The sequence below is a fragment of the Oceaniglobus indicus genome, assembly GCF_002751875.1.
In the GTDB taxonomy this organism is placed as follows: Bacteria; Pseudomonadota; Alphaproteobacteria; order Rhodobacterales; family Rhodobacteraceae; genus Oceaniglobus; species Oceaniglobus indicus.
In genome coordinates this window covers 137882-159544 of record NZ_NMZM01000008.1, presented here as the reverse complement: position 1 = coordinate 159544, position 21663 = coordinate 137882, and the positions used below count along the sequence as shown (strand labels likewise).

Sequence of the window (21663 nt, the reverse complement as noted above, 5' to 3'; positions counted from 1 at the left end):
TCAGAACTCCGACTGGCGGCGGGTGACGAACAGCTGGACGAAGGTAAAGACCGCGATCACCACCGCCATCAGGACCGATCCCGCCGCCGCCTCGCCGTATTCCGGGCGGTCGCCGGTAAAGGCGGTTTCATAGATGTGCTGCACGATCATGAACGTCTCGCGCCCCGGTCCGCCGCCGGTCAGCAGCCAGACCTCGTCGAAGATCTGGAAGCTGCGGATCAGCGACAGCACCAGAACCACCGTCAGCGTCGGCATCACCAGCGGCAGGGTGATGCGGAAGAACGCGCGCGCCGGTTTGGTGCCGTCCATCTTCGCCGCCTCATAGAGATCGCGGGGGATCGCCTGAAGTCCGGCCAGCAGGATCAGCATGTAGAACCCCATGTGCGACCAGCAGAAGACGAACACCAGCCAGAAGAACGGCCAGCCGGTGTTGGGCGTGACCAGCCAGTTGACCGGGCGGACCCGATCGAACGCGAACACGGCGTCGAACTGCACCGTCAGCAGCAGCAGGATCGACACGACAGAGGCCGAGGCCACGGCCCAGCGCGCCCGCCGGTGGGCAATGGCGACAGCCCAGACCACGCCGGTCGCCAGCACCGGCCCGACCCAGAAACTGCCCCCCAGCCCGATCATCGCCAGCGGATTCGCCCATGCGAACACACAGGCAAACAGCAGCCCGAACACCGCCGCCCATGCCAGCGATCCGCGCAGCGCGCGCTCGGACGTGACCATCAGCGCCACGGCGAACACGACCGACACGACCATGTCGAACCCGGCCAGACCCGCCATGGCGGTCAATCCCTCGGCCGATCCGCCCAGCGCGGCGTTCAGCGCGCCCTTGCGGTGCAGCACCCAGTTCCAGATGTTGGCGATCACCACCGGCGACAGCATCACCGGATAAAAGAACATCGCCCGCCAGAAGCCGCGCCCGACGATGTTGCGATTCACCACCAGCGCCGTCAGCAGTGCCACGATGCACAGCACCGGCACCTGCACCGCGACAAAGGCCAGCGTGTTGAACATGCCGGTCCAGAAATCATAACCCTCGTTGCTGCACGTCCGCGGCGAAAGATACGTCTCACAGTCAAAGATCGCCCCATAATTCGCGGCCCCGACCCACGGGCGATCCAGAAGGTGGATCGACGCGCCGCCGGTGAACGAGACATGGAAGTTCAGGATCATCGGGGCGAAGGTGAAGATGCCGAAGATCAACATGTTCGGCAGCAGCAGCGCATAGGGCACGCCCCCGCGCCCGAACAGCCGCTGCGCCAGATCGACGGGAACGCCGATCAGGTCCATGGCGAAAGCGGGAACCTCGCGCCAGTGATAGCGCCGCCGCGCCAGCAACCACAGGGTGCCGCCGCCGATCCACAAGGCTGCAAGGGCCAGGACCACGACACTCATCGCGCGCACCGCCATGCAGGCCGGCGGCCCGTGGCCCCGGCAGGCATCGTCACATCCGGCGGCGCAAGGGTCACTCGTGCGTGTCGCGCAGTTCTTCGCCCATTTTCGCCAGCGCCTCGTCCATCGACAACGCGCCACTCATCACCGCGCTGAGGTATTGGGCGGTCGCGTTGTACATCACGAAGTTGTCCGCGTCGCCCTGCAACCGATAGGCTTGGGGCGTCTGTTCGGCGGCGACCTGCGCCATGCGCGCGAACAGGTTCAGCGCCTCGGACACCCGGTCGCCCGCGCCGTATTCGACGTAATCGATCCCTTCGGCCTGCAACGCCTTGTGGGCGGGAATCGCATAGGTGCGGCCATACCACTCGCGCGCTTGTTCGGGCGCGCCCATCCAGGCGATGAACCCCGCCACCGCCTCGGGCGCATCCGTGCCCTTGAAGCCGACCAGCCCCTGGCCGCCCGGCATCACGCCACAGCCCGCCGGACCGCAGGGCACCGGCACCACGGCCCAGTCGAAGGTGTCGCCCACGTTTTCCTGCACATTGGCCACGTTCCACGAGCCCGACATGTAGAACGGCGTATCCTGGCTGAAGAACATCTCGTTGCCGTTGGCATATTTCGATCCCGACACGGCGGGCCAGATGTCGGGCGGCATCAGCCCTTCGGCGTGCCAGTCCACCATCATCTGCGCGAAGGTGGCAAACCCGTCGTCGACGATCAATTGCCCCGCGTCGTCGTAATACTGCGCCCCATACGACATCGCCGGCCCGGCCAGGCGGTGACCGGACCGGTCCATGACCATCCCGGCATAGGCGCCGGTTTCGTCCATCACCGTGCGCGTCGCCTCGGCCCATTCTTCCCAGGTGGCCCCCGGTTCGGGCAGCGCGACGCCCGCCTCCTCGAACATCGTCAGGTTGACATAGGGGCCGGTCACCGTCAGCTCGGTGTGAAAGCCATAGATGCCCCCCTCGTTGCCCGCCCGATACCACGGCAGAACATCGCCATAGGCGTCCTCCCAGGCGGCGGCATCGACATAGGGCGTCAGGTCCAGGTAATAGTCGTGCAGCCCGCCGAGGTTGGTGTTGAATGCCATGTCCGGCCCGGTTCCGGCCTCAAGCTGGACGGGAAGCTGTTCGCGGATCACGTCGTATCCGACGACGTTCATGGTGATCGTGACGTCGGGATTGTCCCGCATGTAGCGGTCGGCGAAATCCTGGATCACCGCCGCCTTGCCGTCGACGTCGGAAATCATCAGGTCGATCTCGGCCGAAAGCGCCGCACCCCCCGTCAGAACCGCAACCAGCGATACCGATCCAAGGGCCGCGCGTTTGCTGAGATGGGACATGGTTCCTCCACGAAGTTCGGGTTGTGGCCGTCTGCGTTGACGCGATTGTGCGCGGCAAATCGGAACCCGTCAATAGAACCGCAAGGTCGGCCGCCGGCGGTGGTCGCGGGCGAACGACGGGTCGAATGCGGCATCTTCTCGTGCCCCGCCGAACCTGATAAGGCCAGCGCAAAGCTGAAGGATTGCCCATGTCCCCTCGTCTGACCCCGCTGGTCGCCGCCCTGCCCGCTACCGTGCCCTTCGTCGGTCCGGAAACCCAGGAACGCGCAAGGGGTCGCGCGTTCGATGCCCGTCTCGGGGCCAATGAGTCGGTGTTCGGCCCGTCGCCCGCCGCCCACGACGCCATGGTCCGGACAGCCGCCGAAGTCTGGAAATACGGGGATCCGGAAAACCACGACCTGCGCGCGGCGCTGGCCCTCCACCACGCCATCGCGCCCGCGCATATCGCCATCGGCGAGGGGATCGATGCGCTGCTCGGGTATCTGGTGCGCATGACGGTCGGTCCGGGCGACGCGGTCGTGACATCCGACGGCGCCTATCCCACCTTCAACTTTCACGTCGCCGGCTATGGCGGCACCCTGCACCGCGTGCCCTATGCCGATGACCGGCAGGATGCGCTGGCCCTTGTCACCCGCGCCCATGAAACCGGCGCGAAACTGATCTATCTGGCCAATCCCGACAACCCCATGGGCGGCTTTCACGACGTCGAAACCATCGCCGCCATGATCGAGGCGCTGCCCGAACAGACGCTTCTGATCCTCGACGAGGCCTATGGCGACTGCGCCCCACCGCGCGCGATCCCGCCGCTGGCCCCCGAGGATACGCGGGTGATCCGGATGCGCACCTTCTCCAAGGCCTACGGCATGGCCGGGGCGCGGATCGGATACGCCATCGGCGACGCCGCCCTGATCGCCGCCTTCGACCGGGTCCGCAACCATTTCGGAGTGAACCGCATCGCACAGGCCGGGGCGCTGGCGGCCCTGGGCGACCAGAGCTATCTGGCCGACACCGTGGCGCGGATCGCACGGGCCCGCGAGCGCATCGCCGGCATCGCCGCCGACAACGGGCTGCGCGCGCTGCCATCTGCCACCAATTTCGTCACCATCGACGCGGGCCGCGACGGCGCTTTCGCCCGCGCCTTGCTGGCCGCCCTGCTTGAACGCGGCATCTTCGTGCGGATGCCGGCCGTGGCCCCCCTGGATCGCTGCATCCGTGTCAGCTGTGGCAACGATGCGGATCTGGATCGTTTTGCCGCCATCCTGCCCCAAGCCCTGGCCGCGGTGCGCGATACCCCTTGATGCCGGGCACGAACCCCGGGCTTCTTGCCGACCGAAATACTCCCGCCGGAGGCGCCCGCGACACACCGCATCCTTGCGCGGATCCGCGCCGGTCGCTTCCATTGCCCGAAACAGGCAGACGCGCGCAAAATCGCCCGCAGACCCGGCTGGAAAACCGACGCGCCGCCGTGGCAAATTGCGATAGGCCGCATACTGAAACGAGACCGCCGCCCGAACCGTGCCGAAGGGAACAACGACCGTGAAGATCACCGCCCCCACCCTGCTGACGATCACGGCCGTCGCCGCTGCTGTTGCCGCGAGCACATCGGCCCGCACCACAGGGGCCGGAACCGCGCACCTGCCCGCCCCGGTCAGCGATGCCGACTATCGGCCCGTGGCCATGGCCGAGGTCGCGCTGGGCCGCCTGCTGTTCTGGGATCCGGTGCTGTCGGGCAATCAGAACATATCCTGTGCCACCTGCCACCATCCCGCCTTCGCCACAGCCGACGGGCTGCCGCTGGGAATCGGCGAAGGCGGCATCGGCCTGGGCCCCGCGCGCCGCGCCGATCCCGACAACCCGCCCGAGGCGCGCATCCCCCGCAATGCGCCCGCACTTTTCAACCTGGGCGCCCATGAGTTCACCGTGATGTTCCACGATGGCCGGGTCGAGGTCGACCCCGACGCGCCGTCGGGCATGCGCACGCCCATGGACGACGACATGCTGACCGGCTTTTCCGGCGTGCTGTCGGCGCAGACCATGTTCCCGGTCCTCAGCGCCGACGAGATGGCCGGCCAGGTGAATGAAAACGCGATCTCGCGCGCCGTGCGCCAGGGCCGGATCACCGGCGATGGCGGCGCCTGGGATATGTTGTCGCGCCGGGTCGCCGCGATTCCCGAATACCGCCAGCGGTTCGCGGCGGTGTATCCCGCCATCGCGGCCGGGCGCGCGATCGGGTTTGCCGATATCTCGAACGCAATCGCCGCCTTCATCGCCCATGAATGGCGCAGCGATTCGTCCCCCTTCGACAGGATGCTGCGCGGTGGCGCGCCGCTGCCCGACGATGCCGCCCGCGGGCTGGACCTGTTTTACGGCAGCGCCGGGTGTTCAACCTGTCATTCCGGCCCGTTCCAGACCGATCACGGCTTCCACGCCATGGGCGCGCCACAGATCGGGCCGGGAAAGGCCGCGACTTTCGAGAACCACCAGCGCGACACCGGCCGGATGCGGGTCACCGGCCGCGCCGAGGACGCGTTCGCCTTTCGCACGCCATCCCTGCGCAACGTAACCCTGACGGCACCCTATGGTCACGCGGGCGCCATTGCCGATCTGGCCACCTTCCTGCGCCACCACGCCGATCCGCGGGCCGCCGACGCCGACCTTGCGCTCGACATCACCTTGCCGGCCGGTATCGGACCCGGCAACGACATGGCCGAGTTCAACGATCCCCAGGCACGCCGCGACATTCTGGAGGCCGTGACGGCTCCGCCCGTCACGCTGGGCGACGGCGACATCCATGATTTGCTGGCGTTCCTGAAAACGCTCGAGGATCCGGTGGCGACCGCGGGCCGGTTGGGAATTCCCGAAACCGTGCCCAGCGGTCTGCCGGTCGAACGCCGCTGAGCCGTCGGTTATTCTGCCGCCATCGCCAGGGGGCGCGGCGCGATCTCGGCCAGCACATCGTCGAATTCGGGGTCCTGCATGGCCAGATGCAGCGTCGCGCGCAGCATTCCGGCCTTCGATCCGCAATCGAACCGTGTTCCGGCGAAGCCGAACCCGGCCAGTCCCACCGTGCCGATGTCGTGGGCGATGGCATCGGTCAACTGGATCTCGCCGCCCGCGCCGGGCGTCTGGTGTGCCAGTCGCGCAAAAATGGCGGGGTCCAGAATGTATCGCCCGACCACCGCAAAACACGAGGGCGCCACCTTCGGATCTGGCTTTTCGACGATGCCGCGCGCGTGCAGCAGATCGCCGACCGTGTCGGCAACGTCCAGCACGCCATAGCTTTTGGTCTCTTCCCGCGCGACCTCCATCGTGGCCACCAGGTGGCCGGCGACCGATGGATCATAGGCCGCGATCATCTCGGTCAGGCATCCGCGTCCGCCCAGGATAAGATCATCGGGCAGGATCACGGCCACCGGACCGTCCAGCACGTGATCCCTGGCACAGGACACAGCATGGCCCAGGCCCAGCGGCTTGTCCTGCATGACGAAGCGCACGGCGTCGTCACCCCCGTGCAGCGCCGCCGACTCCAGTTGTGCGGCGATGTCATGCTTGCCCTTGGCGCACAGCGATGCGCGCAGCCCGGCGTCGTCGCGCACATGGCGTTCGATCGCGGATTTCGACGGATGCGACACGAACACCATCCGCTCGATCCCCGCGGCGCGGGCTTCGTCGATGGCGAACTGGATCAGGGGCGTGTCGATCACGGACAACAGCTCTTTCGGGACCGCCTTGGTCGCTGGAAGAAACCGCGTTCCCATGCCCGCCACCGGAAAAATCGCCGTCTTCACCTTGTTGCCGCTCATGCCCATACCTTCTGCTGGTTGCTGGCACCGCCCTTCGCCGTGCCGCCGATTGGCGCGGTATGGCGCTGAAATGCGACAAAGCTGTGGTGCGATCCCAAAAACATTAAGGACGTTTGACGGCAGAAACCCCCGCGACCGGCCGCGCCCCGGCGATCAAAAATGCAAGGTGCGTCGGAACCCGCCCGTTGATAAGATGCGTTTCATATCCATGTTGAGCACTGTGCCGTCACGTCACGCGAACCGGTTTGGCCCGGAACACGGAACCGGACGCGCGTTGCTCCAAGCCACCGGAAAGGCCCCCGATGACCCTTGATGACCTGACGTCTCGTCACCGCCCGTCACGCGCCCGCCGCTATGCCAACGTCGCCGTGCTGGGCGCCGGTGCATGGGGCACTGCGCTGGCCAGCGTGGCGCGTCGTGGCGGGGCGAACGTGCGGTTGTGGGGGCGGCGCGAGGCGGTCGTCGACGACATCAACACCAACGCGCGCAACGACACCTTCCTGCCCGGCATCGACCTGCCCGCCGGAATCGCGGCCACCACCGATCTGGCGGCGGCGTTGAACGGCGCCGAGGTCGTGCTGATCGTCGTGCCATCCCATTCCATCCGCGGGCTCTGCGCCGACATCGCGCCACTGATCGGCCCCGGTGTTCCCGTGGCGCTCTGCGCCAAGGGGATCGAGGAATCGACCGGATTTTTGATGGGTCAGATCGCACGCTCGGAACTGCCCGGCCATCCGGTGGGGGTGATCTCGGGCCCGACCTTCGCCGACGAGACGGCCATGGGATACCTGACCGCCGCGACCGTCGCTTTCGACTTCACCTATCAGGACCGTCTGTCGCCCTTCGACAGCCCCGCCGCACGACTGGCCGTCACAATGAGCACCGAGCACTTCCGCGCCTATGTCTCGGACGATCTGGTGGGGGTCGAGGTGGGCGGCGCGGTCAAGAACGTGATCGCCATCGCCTGCGGCATGATGACCGGCGCGGGCTTTGCCAAGAACACCCGCGCCGCCCTGATCACCCGCGGCATGGACGAGATGAAGAGGCTGGCCGAAGCCCTTGGCGGAAAACGAGAAACCGTGACCGGCCTGTCCGGCGCAGGGGATCTGACGCTGACCTGTTCGTCGGAAAGTTCGCGCAACATGTCGCTGGGTGTGCAACTGGGCGCGGGCACGCCGCGCAATGAATGTTTCGAGGGCAAACCGGTGGTGGTCGAGGGCGAGCTGAACGCCATCTCGGTGACCAACCTCGCCCGCCGGGTGCATGTCTCGATGCCGATCTGCGAGGCGGTGCGCGCCGTCCTGCATGACGGTGCCGACCTGCGCGGCACCTTCGCCCGCCTGTGGTCAAGCCCGATCGAATCCGAACCGCGCGCCATGGGTCTTTCGCTGGACCATCCGTCCGCCACACCTTCCAACACCCCGATGACCGAGGCAACATGACTGATCTATCGACCAAGCACTTCGTTCTCGCCACCGATCTGGATGGCACGTTTCTGGGCGGCAGCGATGCCGACCGCAAGATGCTGTATGACTGGATCGAGGCGAACCGTGATACCGTCGGGTTGATCTTCGTCACCGGTCGCGACCCGCGGTTCATCGAAGGCATGTGCGAAGACGGGTTGCCGTGGCCGGAATACGTCATCGGCGATGTCGGCACGACCATCGCGCGGATCACCGATCGCAAGGTCACACCGATCGCCGCACTGGAGGCGGAAATCTCGGGCCGCTGGGGCGACGCCGGCGCGCGGGTGCGCGAAGCACTGGCACAGGCGCCGGGCCTGCGCCCGCAAGACACCCCCTTCCGCTTCAGGCAAAGCTTTCACTTCGACCCGCAAACCTATGATCCGACGGTTGAAAAGATGATTCACGATATGGGTTTCGACACGCTGATCTCGGACGATCAATATTTCGACGTGCTGCCGCGGGGCATATCGAAAGGCCCGTCCCTGGTTCTGCTGGCCGATCACCTGGGCCTGAACCACGACAGTATTCTGGCGGCTGGCGACACGATGAACGATTATTCGATGCTGGCGGTCGGCCTTCCGGCGGTCGCCGTGGGCGGATCCGAACAGCCGTTGCTGGATCGCGTGCGGGATCTGGACCACGTCCACAAATCCAACGCCATCGGCGCCGCAGGCATCATGGACGCGATCCGCGTTCTGAACCTGCATCCAAACATTTAGGGGAAACGTCATGCCATCAGATCTGGTCATCGTCTATCATCGCCAACCCTATGAGGAAGTCGTCGAGAACGGCAAAACCAAATTCAAGGAAAACGCCAGCCCGAACGGCATCGTCCCCACGCTGAAAAGTTTCTTCGGCAGTGTCGAGCATGGCGCCTGGGTCGCCTGGAAACTGGCCGAAGACACCGCGAACCCGGATTTCGAACGGGTTGTCGAAATCTCGGACAGCTATGGCGATTACTCGGTGTCACGCCTGCCGCTGACCGCCGATCAGGTGCGCGAATTCTATCACGTCACCTCGAAAGAGGCGTTCTGGCCGGTGCTGCACGGCTTCCGCGAGCGTTACAACTATGACCCCGTGGACTGGCCCAACTTCCGCGAGGTGAACTGGGCCTTTGCCGAAGCCGCCGCCGCCGAAGCGGCCGAAGGCGCGGTGGTCTGGGTGCATGACTACAACCTGTGGCTGGTGCCCGGATACCTGCGCCAGTTGCGCCCCGACGTTCGGATATCGTTCTTTCACCACACGCCGTTTCCGGCGGCGGACATGTTCAACGTGCTGCCCTGGCGCAAGGAAATCGTCGCCAGCCTTCTGGCCTGCGATGTCGTCGGCTTCCACATCGCGCGCTATGCCTCGAACTTCGTGTCGGTGGCCCGGTCGCTGTTCGACGTCGAAGACATCGTTCGTGTGCGGGTGGACGACGATTTCATCTCGGAAGGCACCGCGCTGACGGAACGCACGCAACCGACCCACATCGTGCACAACGGGCGCACGGTGCATATCTCGGCGGCGCCGGTCGGGGTGGATGTCGAATACATCAAGAAACAGGCCGCGCTCGAGGAAACCGCCGACAAGGTCGTGTCGATCCGCGAGGAGATGGCCGACCGCAAGCTGATCCTGTCGGTCGGGCGCACCGATTATACCAAGGGCGGCACGGTTCAGCTTGAAAGCTTCGGCCGCCTGCTGGACGCCCACCCCGAGTTGCGTGGCAAGGTGCGGCTGATGCATGTGTCGGTCAGCGCGAACCGCAACATGACGGCCTATGCCGAGGTGCAGGACGCCATCGAACTGGCCGCCGGCAGGATCAACGGCAAGCACGGCAGCTTTGACTGGACGCCGATCACGCTGATTTCCCGGGCCGTGCCGTTCAGCGAACTGGTCGCCTATTATCAGGCCGCGGACGTCTGCTGGATCACGCCCCTGGCCGACGGGATGAACCTGGTGTGCAAGGAATTCGTCGCCTCGCGTCAGGACGAGGACGGGGTTCTGGTGTTGTCGGAATTCGCCGGTGCGGCGGTGGAGTTGAACGCCGCCGTGATCACCAACCCCTATTCCTATCGCTCGATGGACAGCGCGATCCTTCAGGCGCTGAACATGGATCGGGCGGAACGCCGCGATCGCATGAAGACGCTGCGCCAGGTTGTTGAAAAATATGACATTCGCGCATGGGGCCGCGAGCAGGAGCGCGCCTTTGAACTGGCCGCGGCGGGCCGCACGGCGCACTGAGGGGCGAAAATCCTATGGGCCGGAGCGCATCAGCCACCGGCCCACCACGGCCATTTCCAGAACCGTCAGGATGATCCGATACAGGTGATGAAACGCCACCAGCGCGGGATTCGCCGCCAGCGACAGCGCGACCAGCCCCATTTCGGTCACGCCACCGGGCGCCAGCGACAGGATCAGCACCAGGATCGAATGGCCGTCAATGGCGTTCAGGATCACCGCCAGCGTGACGCCGATGCCCAGCATTCCGATCACCGACACCAGCGACAGGCCCAGCGCGCGCCGCAACAGCCGGCCGGTGACGCCGATAAAGCGAGATCCCAGGCTGACGCCGATCACCACCTGCGCGACCGAGATGACCCAGTTCGGCGGATCCAGCGTGATCAGCCCCGTTCCCGACAGCACCGCCGATACCAGAAGCGGGCCCACCAGCTGGGCCGCGGGCAGACGCAGCAGCCGCCCCACCAGCAGGCCGACGCCACCGATGACCAGCAGGACCGGGATCGATGACAGATGCCCCGCGCCCGGGGTAAAACCGACACCGTCCGCGCTTCCCACCGGGTGCCCCTCGACAATGGAAATCCCCAGAGGCACCAGCGTCACGACAAGGATGATGCGCAGGAACTGCATCACGGTCAGCATCCGGATCTCGGCGCCCGCCGCCTCGCCCAGCGTGATGCTCTCGATCAGCCCGCCGGGGGTTCCGCAGTAAAAGGCGGTCGCCTTGTCAAAACGCCCGATGCGGCGGAACAGCCAGTAATTCCAGCCATGGGCCAGCGCCACGAACACCGTGACCCCCAGCAGGCTGAAGACCAGGGGGCGCCACTGGGTCAGCACGTCCAGGGTCAGTTGCGCACCGATCATCGCCCCGATGATCGAGATGAACACCATGCGAAAGCGTTGCGAGAACCGGAAGCCCACGGGAATACGGTGCGGCAGCACCGCAACCACCACGGCGGTGCTGAGCAGGCTGCCCAGCATCCACGGCAGCGGCAGACCGATCAGTTTCGCCACCTCGCCGCCCAGCGCGCCCAGCACCAGAAGACCGGTGGTAAACCAGAACATCGGCCGCGCCCGGATCAGATCAACAACAAGACTCATGGCACCGGATTACGCTGTCGCCGCCGAAATGCCCAGAGGGCCGGGATCGCCGACATCAGCGCCGCCATCGGCAGACCACCGGCGCCGCGGTGCGCCCTTCCGTCCGGTCGTGCGATCCGCTAACGCTTTGGCCATGATCGAACTTGACGCCATCGGATATGCCATCGTCTTCATTGCCCTCGCCTCGGGTGGCACCCTGAAGGGGGCCACGGGGATGGGGGCGCCCGTGGTGGCGATTCCGGTCATGGCGGCATTTTTCGATGTCCGGCTGGCCGTCGTGCTGATGGTGCTTCCCAACCTGTGCACGAACATCCTGCAACTGTGGACATACCGCGCCCGTCGCCCCGATGCGCTGGCATGGCGGTTCGCCATCGCGGGCGGCATCGGGGCGGGCATCGGCACCGCCTTGCTGGTGTCCGTCCCGGTGCGCGCGCTGACTCTGACGGTGGCGCTGGCGGTTCTGGCCTATATCGGCCTGCGCCTGTGGAAGGCCGACTTCCGCATTGCCGAAGGTCCGGCCGTGCGCGCGGCGCCTGTGGCGGGTCTTCTGGCGGGCGTGTTGCAGGGCGCGGCCGGGATCTCGGCCCCCATCGCGGTCAGTTTCCTGAACGCCTGCAAGATGGAGCGCCCGCGATTCATCCCCACGGTGTCGCTGTTCTTCGCCACCATGAGCCTGGTCCAGATCCCCGCGCTGATCGTTCTGGGATATTACGACGCCGAGATGCTGGTTCTCAGCGCGCTGGCCCTGATGCCGCTGGTCGGCTTCATGCCTTTGGGCGCGTGGCTGGCGCGGTCGATTTCGCCGCGGGCGTTCGACCGGCTGGTGCTGGCCGTGCTGGCGGTTCTGGCGCTGAAGCTGATCATCTGGCCGTGACGCTGATTTCGCGGCGCGGAACACTTGGGCCATCACGAATGTTTGAGTCTTGAGCCAGATCGGATAGACTTGTCCGCAACATTGTTTCTCGGAGTTTCAGGATGCTGTTCAAACTAACCCGGGGCGTGCTTCTTGGCGCGGCCTTCTCGACCCTCGCCACCGCCGGGCTGGCCGCCCAATGCGGCAACAACGCAAACGGATTCGAGGCGTGGAAAGCGGCCTTCGCCCGCGAGGCTCAGGCCCAGGGCGTCGGCCAACGCGGCCTTCAGGCGCTGGCCGCCACGCGATATGCCACCAAGACCATCGCCGCGGACCGCAACCAGAAAAGCTTCAAATACAGCCTCGAGAAGTTCATGCAGGTGCGCGGGGCCGACACGATCGTCGCGCAGGGCCGCAAGCGCAAGGCACAGAACGCGGCCTTCTTCAATTCGCTCGAACGCAGCTATGGCGTGCCCGCCGGTGTGTTGCTGGCGATCCACGGGATGGAAACCGGTTTCGGCAACTTCATGGGCGACAGCAACGTGGTGTCGGCGATTTCGACACTGGCCTATGACTGCCGCCGCTCGGGGTTCTTCACGCCGCACGCATTGGCCGCGCTGATCCTGGTGGATCGCGGCGCGCTGTCGGCCAACACCGTGGGCGCGCGCCACGGCGAGGTCGGCCATACCCAGTTCCTGCCCGGCAACGTGTTGAAATACGGTGTCGATGCCGACGGCAACGGCCGGGTCGATCTGACCAACCAGACCGACGCGCTGGCCTCGACCGCGAATTTCCTGCGCCAGAAGGGGTGGCGTCCCGGACAGGGCTATCAACAGGGACAGCCGAACTTTCGCGTGATCCAGGAATGGAACGCGGCCGGCGTTTATCAGAAGGCCATCGCGATCATGGCCGGCAAGATCGACGGCTGATCAGCATGATCACGGGCCGCGCTTAACGGGCGGCCCGTTGATCCAGCCAGGCGGGCAAGGCCGCGACACCGTCCAACACCGCATCGGCGTGTCGTGCCAGATCGGCGCGTGAGGTCATCCCGCTGTCCACCGCAACCGCGATCATTCCCGCACGGCGCGCGGCGATCATGTCGTGCAGGCTGTCGCCCACCATGACGGTGCGGGCCGGCGGTATGCCCGTGGCGGCGCCAAAGGCCAGAAGCGGCCCGGCATCCGGCTTGGCGCCATGGCCGCTGTCGAAACCCGCGACATATGTGAATTGCCCAAGGATCCCTGCCGCCTCCAGATGCGCGCGGGCCGGCCTTTCGGCGTCGTTCGTGACCAGCCCAAAGACAAGGCCGCGCGCACGCAAACCGTCGAGCAGCGGCGCCAGAGGCGTGATCTGAACCTGTGGCGCACGCGCCGCCCGGGCGTTCATGTGTTCGATCAGATCGGGGCGTGACCAATCCGCAAGCCGCCGCAGCAACAGACCGGCGATGGCATCGGGGGTGTCGGCCACCACGATGCTGCCCGGGCGCAGCCGGCCCGAGGCGATTTCGAACCCCACGTCCTCGGCCATGACGGCGAAAAGGTGATCGTCGCCGGCGGCCAGGTCGCGCAGCAGCGCGCCACACCATGCCGCCCACGTCGCCTGAAAATCAAACAGCGTGCCATCCTTGTCAAACAGCACGGCCTCGATCCGCTCCATCCGCTTCGCTCCTTGCCTCTTTTGCCGAATCCGATTGGGCGGCCGGCCTGACTCAACACCGGCGCGCCGGGGATCAAACCCCTTGTTTTCATGGCCCTGGGCGATTTTCCGCCGACCAAAGGCGCCCGAGCCAGCATAATCCGAGACATTTCGGTCACGTTCCCGAAACGCCCCGGAATCGCCATTGAAGCCGCCGCAATCCCGGCCGATTTGAGATGAATGATCGCAGGATCATGTAACAGTGAAAAGATCGAGACGATGAAAAAACCATACCCCCAGCCCCGCATCCCCGCCCCCCAGCCCCAGCCGACGCCGAGTGTTCCGGTGGCGTTCAAGGATTGGGCGGCGATCTAGGATACGCCGGGGTCCGCCGGTTCGGCCGATGGCGGTCCGTCCATCCCCGAAACCGGCGTGCCGAAATGAAAAGGGCCGCAGGCATCGCCCGCGGCCCCGAACAACCGAAATGGACGGTTCAGCCGACCAGTTCGAGACCCGAGAAGTAATAGGCGATCTCTTCCGCGGCGGTTTCCGGTGCGTCCGACCCGTGAACCGAATTCTCGCCAACCGATTCCGCGAACTCGGCGCGGATCGTGCCCGGCGCGGCATCGGCAGGGTTGGTCGCGCCCATGACTTCGCGGTTCTTGGCAATGGCGCCGTCGCCTTCCAGAACCTGCACGACGACCGGCGCGGACGCCATGAACTCGCACAGCTCGTCATAGAACGGACGTTCGGCGTGCACCTTGTAGAATTCGCCGGCCTGCGCCTTGGTCAGATGGATCCGCTTCTGCGCGATGATGCGCAGGCCGGCGTCCTCGAACTTGGCGTTGATCTTGCCGGTCAGGTTGCGGCGGGTGGCGTCGGGCTTGATGATCGAAAGGGTGCGTTCGGTGGCCATGGGAATCCTCGTCTGTAATCGAACGGACCCAATGCCCGCCCGGAATTTGCGCGCCCTGCTAGCATGCCGATGCAGGGTTGGAAAGACGTCCGGCGGCAAACCGCGCGATCCGCGCGTGTGCCGGCGCGAGCGATAGCGGGCGCGCATTGGCAGGTCACATGATGTCGATGAACCCGTCCAGGCCACCAAGCCCACCGACGCCGTTCAATATCAGGCGGTCACCATCGCCGAAGTCGAACACCGCGCCGCCCTGCCCGTTCATGCTGGCGTGATCCGCCACCACCTGCGCCGCGCTCTTGCCACCGCCCCAAAGGGCAGCATCCAGAACCAGCCGGTCGGACTGTGGCCCCGCGCGGGTAAAGTCGAGCACGGTGTCCGTTCCGCCGTTTTCCACGAAGACAAAGCGGTCGGCCCCGCCTCCGCCATGCAGGATGTCGCGGCCCGCGCCCCCTTCAAGCCGGTCAGCGCCGGCACCGCCGTTCAACCGGTCGTTGCCGCCGCCACCGTTCAACCGGTCATTGCCGCCACCGCCTGTCAACAGGTCGCGGCCGCCATCGCCATTCAGCACATCAGCCCCGCCGCCACCGAAGATCCGGTCGTTGCCGCCGCCACCGTCCACGGTGTCTTGCCCGTTGTTGACGGTGATGCGGTTGCCGGCGTTGTTGCCGGTGATATGGTCGGATCCGCGCCCGGTGGTGATCTGCTCGACTCCTGTCACCGCATAGGCGCCGCGCCCGATACCTTGAAAACCGCTTTCGGCAAGCGAGAACGTGATGTCGAGCCCGCCGAGCAGATGCATCTTCAACTCGTCAATGCCATCGCCGCCCGAGATGCGCCCGCCACCGCCGTCGGACAGGGTACGCAGGATGAACCGGTCGTTGCCGTCGTCCCCCATGACAAGGTTGGCGCCTTCGGCACCCAACCGCATGGTATCGTTGCCGTCGCCCAGCGTGATCAGACCCAGGCGATCGGTGCCGCTGTTGACCACGTCGTTGCCGCCGCGGGTCGCGATGGTGTCCACCCGGCCTGTCGTGGTGATCAGGTCGTTCCCGCTGGATGTGGTGACGGATATGGCCGTGTCGTTCAGCGTGACGATTGCCCGGTTGTCACCATGAATCTGCAGCGTTCCCAAGAAGCCATCCGCAGTGATCCTTTGCAGCCCGCCGTCACCGGTCAGCATGACTTGACCAACCCCGCCGGTGCCGAAGTGAAGGGTATTGCGGCTTTCATGGGCATAGTAGCTTTCGTGAAACCCCGTGTCGGTCGTAACAGTGTTCACGCTGAAATCGAGTTTCATGAGGAAAACCCGCGCGCTTCCCTGAAGGTCGATGGTCGCCTTTCCACCATCCATCTGCACCGCGTCGACCCGGCCACCATCGGCCACCGTCAGGCTCTTGTCGCCATTCCCCCCAGGCGCACCATTTTCGAAGGCGCGGCCCCATAGCTGATGTCGTAATCGTCGCCATACCCGACCAGATAATCGACGCGGGTTGTCGTGAGGTCGACAATGGCGTTTTCGTGCAGTTCGACAAACTGGATCCGCCGATCCGGTGCGTCGTTCCGATCCTGCAGGCGCACGTTCATCGTCGACTCGCCGATAAACCGCAGGGTTTGCATATACCAGTCGGACCCGGTCAGGTTCAGGGTCAGATTGTGGGAATTGCCGGCGTTGTTGTCGAAAAAGCTGACCCAGCTTGCGAATCCGTTGTTCCAGTCGATGCCGGTCGAATAATCCGGCAGGGCGATATCGCTGGCACCATCGATTCTAAAAGTTCTGTTGAAAACGGGCATTTTGTTAATCCTTTGTTATATTTTACGTTAACGGCCTCATAGATCAGGAATTGGCAGGCGTGCATTCCGCCTTCGGATTTCACATCATTCATTCTGCGGCGTCTCGGCCTGTCGATCAACCCTGCTTGGGTAAGGGAGGCACCATGGGCGGCGATGCCAACGCCGTGCGCCGCATCCGTGGAACCGCCGCGTCCCCCTTCCCCCCGCGCACCCCCTCTGGTAAGGCGCGCGGATGCTGACAATAGACAACATCACCTATTCGGTCGAAGGCCGCCCCCTGTTCGAGGGCGCCAGTGCCGCAATTCCCCAGGGCCACAAGGTCGGGATCGTCGGGCGCAACGGCACCGGCAAGACGACCCTGTTCAACCTGATCCGCGGCGAGCTGTCGCTTGAGGGGGGTGACATCCGGGTGCCGGCGAAATCCCGCATCGGTGGTGTCGCGCAGGAGGTGCCGGGATCCGAGGTGTCGCTGATCGACACCGTGCTGGCGGCCGATACCGAGCGCGCCGATCTGCTGGCCGAATCCGAATCCGCCACCGACGGCGGCCGCATCGCCGAAATCCAGACCCGCCTGGCCGACATCGATGCCTGGAGCGCCGAGGCGCGCGCCGCAAGCATCCTGCGCGGTCTGGGTTTCACCCACGCCGAACAGCAGATGCCCTGTTCGGCGTTCTCGGGCGGCTGGCGGATGCGCGTCGCCTTGGCGGCGGTGCTGTTCTCCGCGCCCGACCTTCTGCTGTTGGACGAGCCGACGAACTATCTCGACCTCGAAGGGGCGCTGTGGCTGGAATCCTACCTGGGCCGCTATCCCCATTCGGTGCTGGTGATCTCGCACGACCGGGGTCTGTTGAACCGGGCGGTGAACCATATCCTGCACCTCGAGGACCGGCAGCTGACGCTGTATGCGGGCAATTACGATACCTTCGCGCGCACCCGCGCCGCGCGGCTGGCGGTGGCCGAATCCCAGAGCCGCAAGACCGAAGCGCGCCGCGCCCACCTGCAAAGCTTTGTCGACCGGTTCCGCGCCAAGGCGTCCAAGGCCAAGCAGGCGCAAAGCCGCATCAAGATGATCGAGAAGCTGGAGACGATATCGAGCCCGCAAGAGGCCGCCCTGCGCGCCTTCACCTTCCCCGAGCCCGAGGAACTGTCGCCGCCGATCATCAACATCGAAGGCGGTCAGGTCGGATATGACGGCCGCGCGATCCTGAGCAAGCTGAACCTGCGGATCGACCAGGACGACCGGATCGCCCTGCTGGGGCGCAACGGCGAAGGCAAATCGACCCTGTCCAAGCTGCTGGCCGGCAAGCTGGACAAGATGGCCGGCAAGATCACGACATCGAACAAGCTGCGCATCGGCTATTTCGCCCAGCACCAGCTGGACGAATTGCGTGCCGATGAAACCCCGCTGGAACACCTGCGCCGCCTGCGCCCGACCGAGGCACCGGGCCGCCACCGCGCCCGCCTGGCCGGTTTCGGGCTGGCCGCGGCGCAGGTCGAAACCGTCGTCAGCCGCCTGTCGGGGGGACAGAAGGCGCGTCTGTCGCTGCTGTTGGCCACGCTCGACGCGCCCCACATGCTGATCCTCGACGAGCCGACCAACCACCTGGACATGGAATCGCGCGAAGCGCTGGTCGAGGCGCTGACCGCCTATTCCGGCGCGGTGATCCTTGTCAGCCACGACATGCACCTGCTCAGCCTCGTGGCCGACCGGCTGTGGCTGGTCAAGGACGGGCGCGTGCAGCCCTATGATGACGATCTGGAATCCTATCGCAAGTTGCTGCTGTCCTCGGACACGCCGGCCGAAAAGACCCGAAAGGCCGACGCGAAAAAGGCGCCGGAAAAGCGCCCCGAGCGGCCGAAGGAAAAGGTGTCTGTCCTGCGCAGCGATGTGAAACGCTGCGAGGAACGGGTCGCCAAGCTCAGCCAGATGCGCGACAAGCTGGCCAAGAAGCTGGCCGATCCGGCGCTGTATGACGACGCCCGCATCGGCGAACTCGAGACGTGGAACAAGAAATACGCCGAGGTGATGACCGCACTCGAGCGGGCCGAGACCCTGTGGATCGGTGCGCTGGAGAAACTGGAGGATGCAACGGCCTGAGCGATGGACTTTGCGTTTTACATCACCGCTTTCGTCACCCTGTTCGTGGTGATCGACCCGATCGGGCTGGCGCCGCTGTTCGTGGCGCTGACCCAGGGGATGGATCCGGGCCATCGGCGCGCCATCGCCCTGCGCTCGATCGCGATCAGTGCGATCCTGCTGACCGTCTTCGGCCTGTTCGGCGAGGCGGTGCTGGGCTTTGTCGGCATCTCGATGCCCGCCTTCCGCATTGCCGGCGGCATCCTGCTGTTCCTCACCGCGCTGGACATGCTGTTCGAACGGCGCACCGAACGCCGTCAGGACACGTCGGAGTCCGCCGTCGGGGATCCGTCGGTGTTTCCGCTGGCGACCCCGCTGATCGCCGGACCCGGCGCGATCGCCACGATGATCCTGCTGACCGGACAGACCGGCGGCTGGGGCGCGCTGGTGCTGGTGCATCTCGTGCTGTTCGCGGTCCTGGGGGTGACGCTGACGCTGTTCCTGCTGTCCGGCCTTCTGGAAAAGGGGTTGGGCAAGGTCGGCGTGAACGTCGTCACCCGGCTGTTGGGAATGCTGCTGGCCGCGTTGTCGGTGCAGTTCGTCGTCGATGGCGTGCGCGCGCTGATCGTCTGACGTCTTGGCATCGCGTGCCGTTGCCCCCACATTAACGTCATGGACACACAGGATCTTCCCCGTCTTTTCTATCTCGTGCTGCTGGGCCTTGTGGTCGGCGGCTACTTCCTCGCGACAAGTCGCGACAATCTGGGCAAGACGGCACAACAGGCGGCGATCTGGGGGCTGATCTTTGTCGGCGTGGTCGCCGTTGCCGGTCTGTGGGACGACCTGCGCCACGACCTGATGCCACGCCAGAGCTTTGTCGAAGGCGAAGGCCGCATCGAGGTGCCGCGCGCCGTCGACGGACATTATTACCTGACGCTGGGCATCAACGGAAAACCGGTGCAGTTCGTCGTCGATACCGGCGCCAGCGACATCGTGCTGAGCGCGCAGGACGCCGAACGTGCCGGTATCCACCTGAACCGGCTGGCCTATCTCGGGCAGGCCCGCACCGCCAACGGCACTGTCCCCATCGCCCGCGTCACCCTGGACACCGTGCAACTGGGCGACATGACCGACCGCCACGTCGGCGCCTCGGTGAACGGCGGCGAAATGGACGGATCACTTCTGGGCATGTCGTATCTGCAACGCTTCGGGCGGATCGAGATCGCAGGCGACCGGTTGCTTCTGGAACGCTGAACGATCGGACGGCTTGGCCACCACATGACGCCGGTCACGAACAATGGCCATTCCGTCGCCACCTCGAGGCGCCCCGGTTGACGACTGCGCCTTGCGTCGGGACCGCGAACGTCGCACCCATGACACAATCTGTCGCCCCCCGTGCGCTATGCTCGACCCGTTGCCCGCCGGCGACCCCGAGAATCAGTTCAGGAGCTGCCAATGACATTCCGCTTCGTCCACGCCTCCGACCTTCATATCGGTCGGAAATTCGCCAACATCCCGCAGCCGGTGGATGGCAACATCCGCGGCCGCCTGATGGAGGCGCGCCACGGCGCGATCGGGCGGTTGGCACAGGCGGCGCGGGACCGCGGGGCCGCCCATGTTCTGCTGGCCGGCGATACGTTCGACACCGCCACCCCGTCACCCAGCGTGATCCGCCAGGCACTGGCGGCGATGGGCGAGGCGCCCGCGCTGACGTGGTGGCTGCTTCCGGGCAACCACGACAACCTGCGCGACGCCGAACCGCTGTGGGAGGCGATCTTGCGCGATGCGCCCGCCAACGTGCGGGCGCTGACCGATGGCGTGCCGCACGACATGGGCGACGCGGCGACGCTTCTGCCCTGCCCCGTCGCCTTTCGCGCGGGCGCCAGCGATCCGACCGAGGCGCTGGTGACGATGGCGGACGGCGACGGAAAGCTGCGGATCGGACTGGCCCATGGCGGTGTCACCGATTTCACCGAAAGCGGCGCGGCGATCGCGGCGGATCGCGACCGCAGCGCGCGGCTCGACTATCTCGCGCTTGGCGACTGGCATGGGCGGATGGCCGTCTCGGACCGGGTGCAGTATTGCGGCACCCCCGAGCAGGACAGGTTCAAGCATGGCCGCCGCGGCGTCTGCCTGTCGGTTGCGATCGATGGCCCCGGGGCGGTGCCGCAGGTCGAGGAGATCGAAACCGGCACCTTCCTGTGGACGCAGGTCGATCTGGCGCTGCATCCACGCCAGGATCCAGCCGCGGCACTGGACGCCGTACTGCCCCAGGCGGGTCGGCGCGACGTGCTTTTGCGCGTCTGTGCCAGCGGCTGGGCCGGCCTGTCCGATCACGTTGATCTGCAACGCGCGGCTGACCGCTGTGCCCCCGACTTCGCGCATTTCGAACTGGTGACCGACGCGCTGGGCACGCAATACGAAACCGCCGACCTGGACGAGATCGACCGCGGCGGCGCGCTGCGGCTGGCCGCCGACGGGCTGATGGACGAGGCCGAATCCGAAACCCTGTCGCAAGCCGAACGTGAGGTGGCGGCCGACGCGCTGGCCCGTCTCTATGCCTATGTGCGGGAGGCCGCGGAATGAAGATCCGTGCCATCACCCTGAACAACGTCCGCCGTTTTACCGAACCGACCCGGGTCGCCGCCATCGGCGACGGGTTGAACGTGCTGTGCGCGCCCAACGAGCACGGCAAATCCACCCTTTTCGACGCGATGCAGGCGTTGTTCTTCAAACCGCACGGCTCGCGCGACAAGGACATCGCGGCGCTGCGCCCCCATGCGGGCGGCGCGCCAGAAGTGACGGTCGAGATTGAAACCGAAGCCGGCCTGTTCAGCGTCGCGAAACGGTGGTTTCAAAAGCCCGCCGCCACGGTGCATCGCGGCGGCACCCTGATCGCGCAATCCGATGCAGCCGAGGCCTGGATCATGGATGTGCTGGGCGGCGATGCGGGCGGCCCGTCGGGGTTGATCTGGGTGCGCCAGGGCATGACCCGACTGACCGGCGGCTCGAAGAAGGAATAGGACGCGGCACTGGAAGCGCGGCGCGATCT

At 65.8% G+C, this 21663-nt stretch carries 20 protein-coding genes; 12 read left to right on the top strand and 8 right to left on the bottom strand.

Features of this window, described 5'->3' with window-relative positions; translation table 11 throughout:
* Both CFP68_RS13640 and CFP68_RS13635 read right to left on the bottom strand, forming a co-directional pair.
* The gene (locus tag CFP68_RS13640; protein WP_158234176.1) at positions 1-1404 is read right to left on the bottom strand and encodes a carbohydrate ABC transporter permease; all 1404 of its coding nucleotides are present in this window, start codon (positions 1402-1404) and stop codon (positions 1-3) included.
* Positions 1405-1474: 70 nt separating this feature from the next.
* Positions 1475-2749: an ABC transporter substrate-binding protein gene (locus tag CFP68_RS13635; RefSeq protein WP_099827488.1), complete on the bottom strand. Its 1275-nt coding sequence runs from the start codon at positions 2747-2749 to the stop codon at positions 1475-1477.
* Positions 2750-2937: 188 nt separating this feature from the next.
* On the opposite strand from CFP68_RS13635, the gene CFP68_RS13630 reads away from it, so the two are divergent.
* Together CFP68_RS13630 and CFP68_RS13625 are read left to right on the top strand one after the other, a co-directional pair.
* Positions 2938-4047: a pyridoxal phosphate-dependent aminotransferase gene (locus CFP68_RS13630; RefSeq protein ID WP_099827487.1), complete on the top strand. Its 1110-nt coding sequence runs from the start codon at positions 2938-2940 to the stop codon at positions 4045-4047.
* A gap of 238 nt (positions 4048-4285) precedes the next feature.
* Positions 4286-5647, top strand: a complete 1362-nt coding sequence (locus CFP68_RS13625; RefSeq protein ID WP_420915824.1) for a cytochrome-c peroxidase — start codon at positions 4286-4288, stop codon at positions 5645-5647.
* Positions 5648-5655: 8 nt separating this feature from the next.
* Here the strand turns inward: CFP68_RS13625 and CFP68_RS13620 are convergent, their stop codons facing one another.
* Positions 5656-6552 (bottom strand): UTP--glucose-1-phosphate uridylyltransferase, encoded by an 897-nt coding sequence (locus CFP68_RS13620; protein WP_241524094.1) that lies wholly within the window; start codon positions 6550-6552, stop codon positions 5656-5658.
* A 302-nt stretch (positions 6553-6854) separates the two neighbouring features.
* Here CFP68_RS13620 and CFP68_RS13615 point away from each other — a divergent pair, with 302 nt between their 5' ends.
* Genes CFP68_RS13615 through ggpS form a run of 3 tightly spaced genes read left to right on the top strand, consistent with a single transcriptional unit; the run spans position 6855 to position 10241 of the window.
* The gene (locus CFP68_RS13615; protein WP_099827485.1) at positions 6855-7994 is read left to right on the top strand and encodes an NAD(P)H-dependent glycerol-3-phosphate dehydrogenase; all 1140 of its coding nucleotides are present in this window, start codon (positions 6855-6857) and stop codon (positions 7992-7994) included.
* Positions 7991-8737 carry an HAD-IIB family hydrolase gene (locus CFP68_RS13610; RefSeq protein WP_099827484.1) on the top strand — a complete coding sequence of 249 codons (747 nt, stop codon included), beginning with the start codon at positions 7991-7993 and terminating at the stop codon, positions 8735-8737. The genes CFP68_RS13615 and CFP68_RS13610 overlap by 4 nt, the downstream gene beginning before the upstream one ends.
* 10 nt (positions 8738-8747) lie before the next feature.
* Positions 8748-10241 carry a glucosylglycerol-phosphate synthase gene (gene ggpS, locus CFP68_RS13605; RefSeq protein ID WP_099827483.1) on the top strand — a complete coding sequence of 498 codons (1494 nt, stop codon included), beginning with the start codon at positions 8748-8750 and terminating at the stop codon, positions 10239-10241.
* A 12-nt stretch (positions 10242-10253) separates the two neighbouring features.
* Here the strand turns inward: ggpS and CFP68_RS13600 are convergent, their stop codons facing one another.
* A complete protein-coding gene (locus CFP68_RS13600; protein ID WP_241524093.1) occupies positions 10254-11339 on the bottom strand; it encodes an AbrB family transcriptional regulator in 1086 nt (361 codons plus the stop codon).
* Between the two features lie 133 nt (positions 11340-11472).
* Here CFP68_RS13600 and CFP68_RS13595 point away from each other — a divergent pair, with 133 nt between their 5' ends.
* Together CFP68_RS13595 and CFP68_RS13590 are read left to right on the top strand one after the other, a co-directional pair.
* Positions 11473-12213, top strand: coding sequence for a sulfite exporter TauE/SafE family protein (locus tag CFP68_RS13595; protein WP_099827482.1), 741 nt, complete (start codon positions 11473-11475; stop codon positions 12211-12213).
* 101 nt (positions 12214-12314) lie between these two features.
* The gene (locus CFP68_RS13590) at positions 12315-13121 is read left to right on the top strand and encodes a lytic murein transglycosylase (protein ID WP_099827481.1); all 807 of its coding nucleotides are present in this window, start codon (positions 12315-12317) and stop codon (positions 13119-13121) included.
* A gap of 22 nt (positions 13122-13143) precedes the next feature.
* Here CFP68_RS13590 and CFP68_RS13585 read toward each other — a convergent pair whose 3' ends face one another.
* The 4 genes from CFP68_RS13585 to CFP68_RS13570 form a co-directional block, all read right to left on the bottom strand.
* Entirely contained in the window at positions 13144-13848 is a 705-nt protein-coding gene (locus CFP68_RS13585) for an HAD family hydrolase (protein WP_099827480.1), read from the bottom strand.
* 472 nt (positions 13849-14320) lie between these two features.
* Positions 14321-14743, bottom strand: a complete 423-nt coding sequence (ndk, locus tag CFP68_RS13580; RefSeq protein WP_099827479.1) for a nucleoside-diphosphate kinase — start codon at positions 14741-14743, stop codon at positions 14321-14323.
* Positions 14744-14897: 154 nt separating this feature from the next.
* Complete coding sequence (locus tag CFP68_RS13575) at positions 14898-16127, bottom strand: calcium-binding protein (RefSeq protein ID WP_099827478.1); 1230 nt, start codon at positions 16125-16127, stop codon at positions 14898-14900.
* A 2-nt stretch (positions 16128-16129) separates the two neighbouring features.
* Complete coding sequence (locus CFP68_RS13570; protein WP_099827477.1) at positions 16130-16534, bottom strand: hypothetical protein; 405 nt, start codon at positions 16532-16534, stop codon at positions 16130-16132.
* A 232-nt stretch (positions 16535-16766) separates the two neighbouring features.
* Between CFP68_RS13570 and CFP68_RS13565 the strand changes: the two genes are divergently transcribed.
* The 5 genes from CFP68_RS13565 to CFP68_RS18480 all read left to right on the top strand — a co-directional run bounded on the left by CFP68_RS13565 (position 16767) and on the right by CFP68_RS18480 (position 21634).
* Entirely contained in the window at positions 16767-18632 is a 1866-nt protein-coding gene (locus CFP68_RS13565) for an ABC-F family ATP-binding cassette domain-containing protein (RefSeq protein ID WP_099827476.1), read from the top strand.
* 3 nt (positions 18633-18635) lie between these two features.
* Positions 18636-19244 carry a MarC family protein gene (locus tag CFP68_RS13560; RefSeq protein ID WP_099827475.1) on the top strand — a complete coding sequence of 203 codons (609 nt, stop codon included), beginning with the start codon at positions 18636-18638 and terminating at the stop codon, positions 19242-19244.
* A gap of 39 nt (positions 19245-19283) precedes the next feature.
* The gene (locus CFP68_RS13555) at positions 19284-19865 is read left to right on the top strand and encodes a retropepsin-like aspartic protease family protein (RefSeq protein WP_099827474.1); all 582 of its coding nucleotides are present in this window, start codon (positions 19284-19286) and stop codon (positions 19863-19865) included.
* A gap of 201 nt (positions 19866-20066) precedes the next feature.
* Positions 20067-21197: a metallophosphoesterase family protein gene (locus CFP68_RS13550; RefSeq protein WP_099827473.1), complete on the top strand. Its 1131-nt coding sequence runs from the start codon at positions 20067-20069 to the stop codon at positions 21195-21197.
* Entirely contained in the window at positions 21194-21634 is a 441-nt protein-coding gene (locus CFP68_RS18480) for an AAA family ATPase (protein WP_241524092.1), read from the top strand. Before CFP68_RS13550 ends, CFP68_RS18480 begins: the two co-directional genes overlap by 4 nt.
* The last annotated feature ends 29 nt before the right edge of the window (positions 21635-21663 follow it).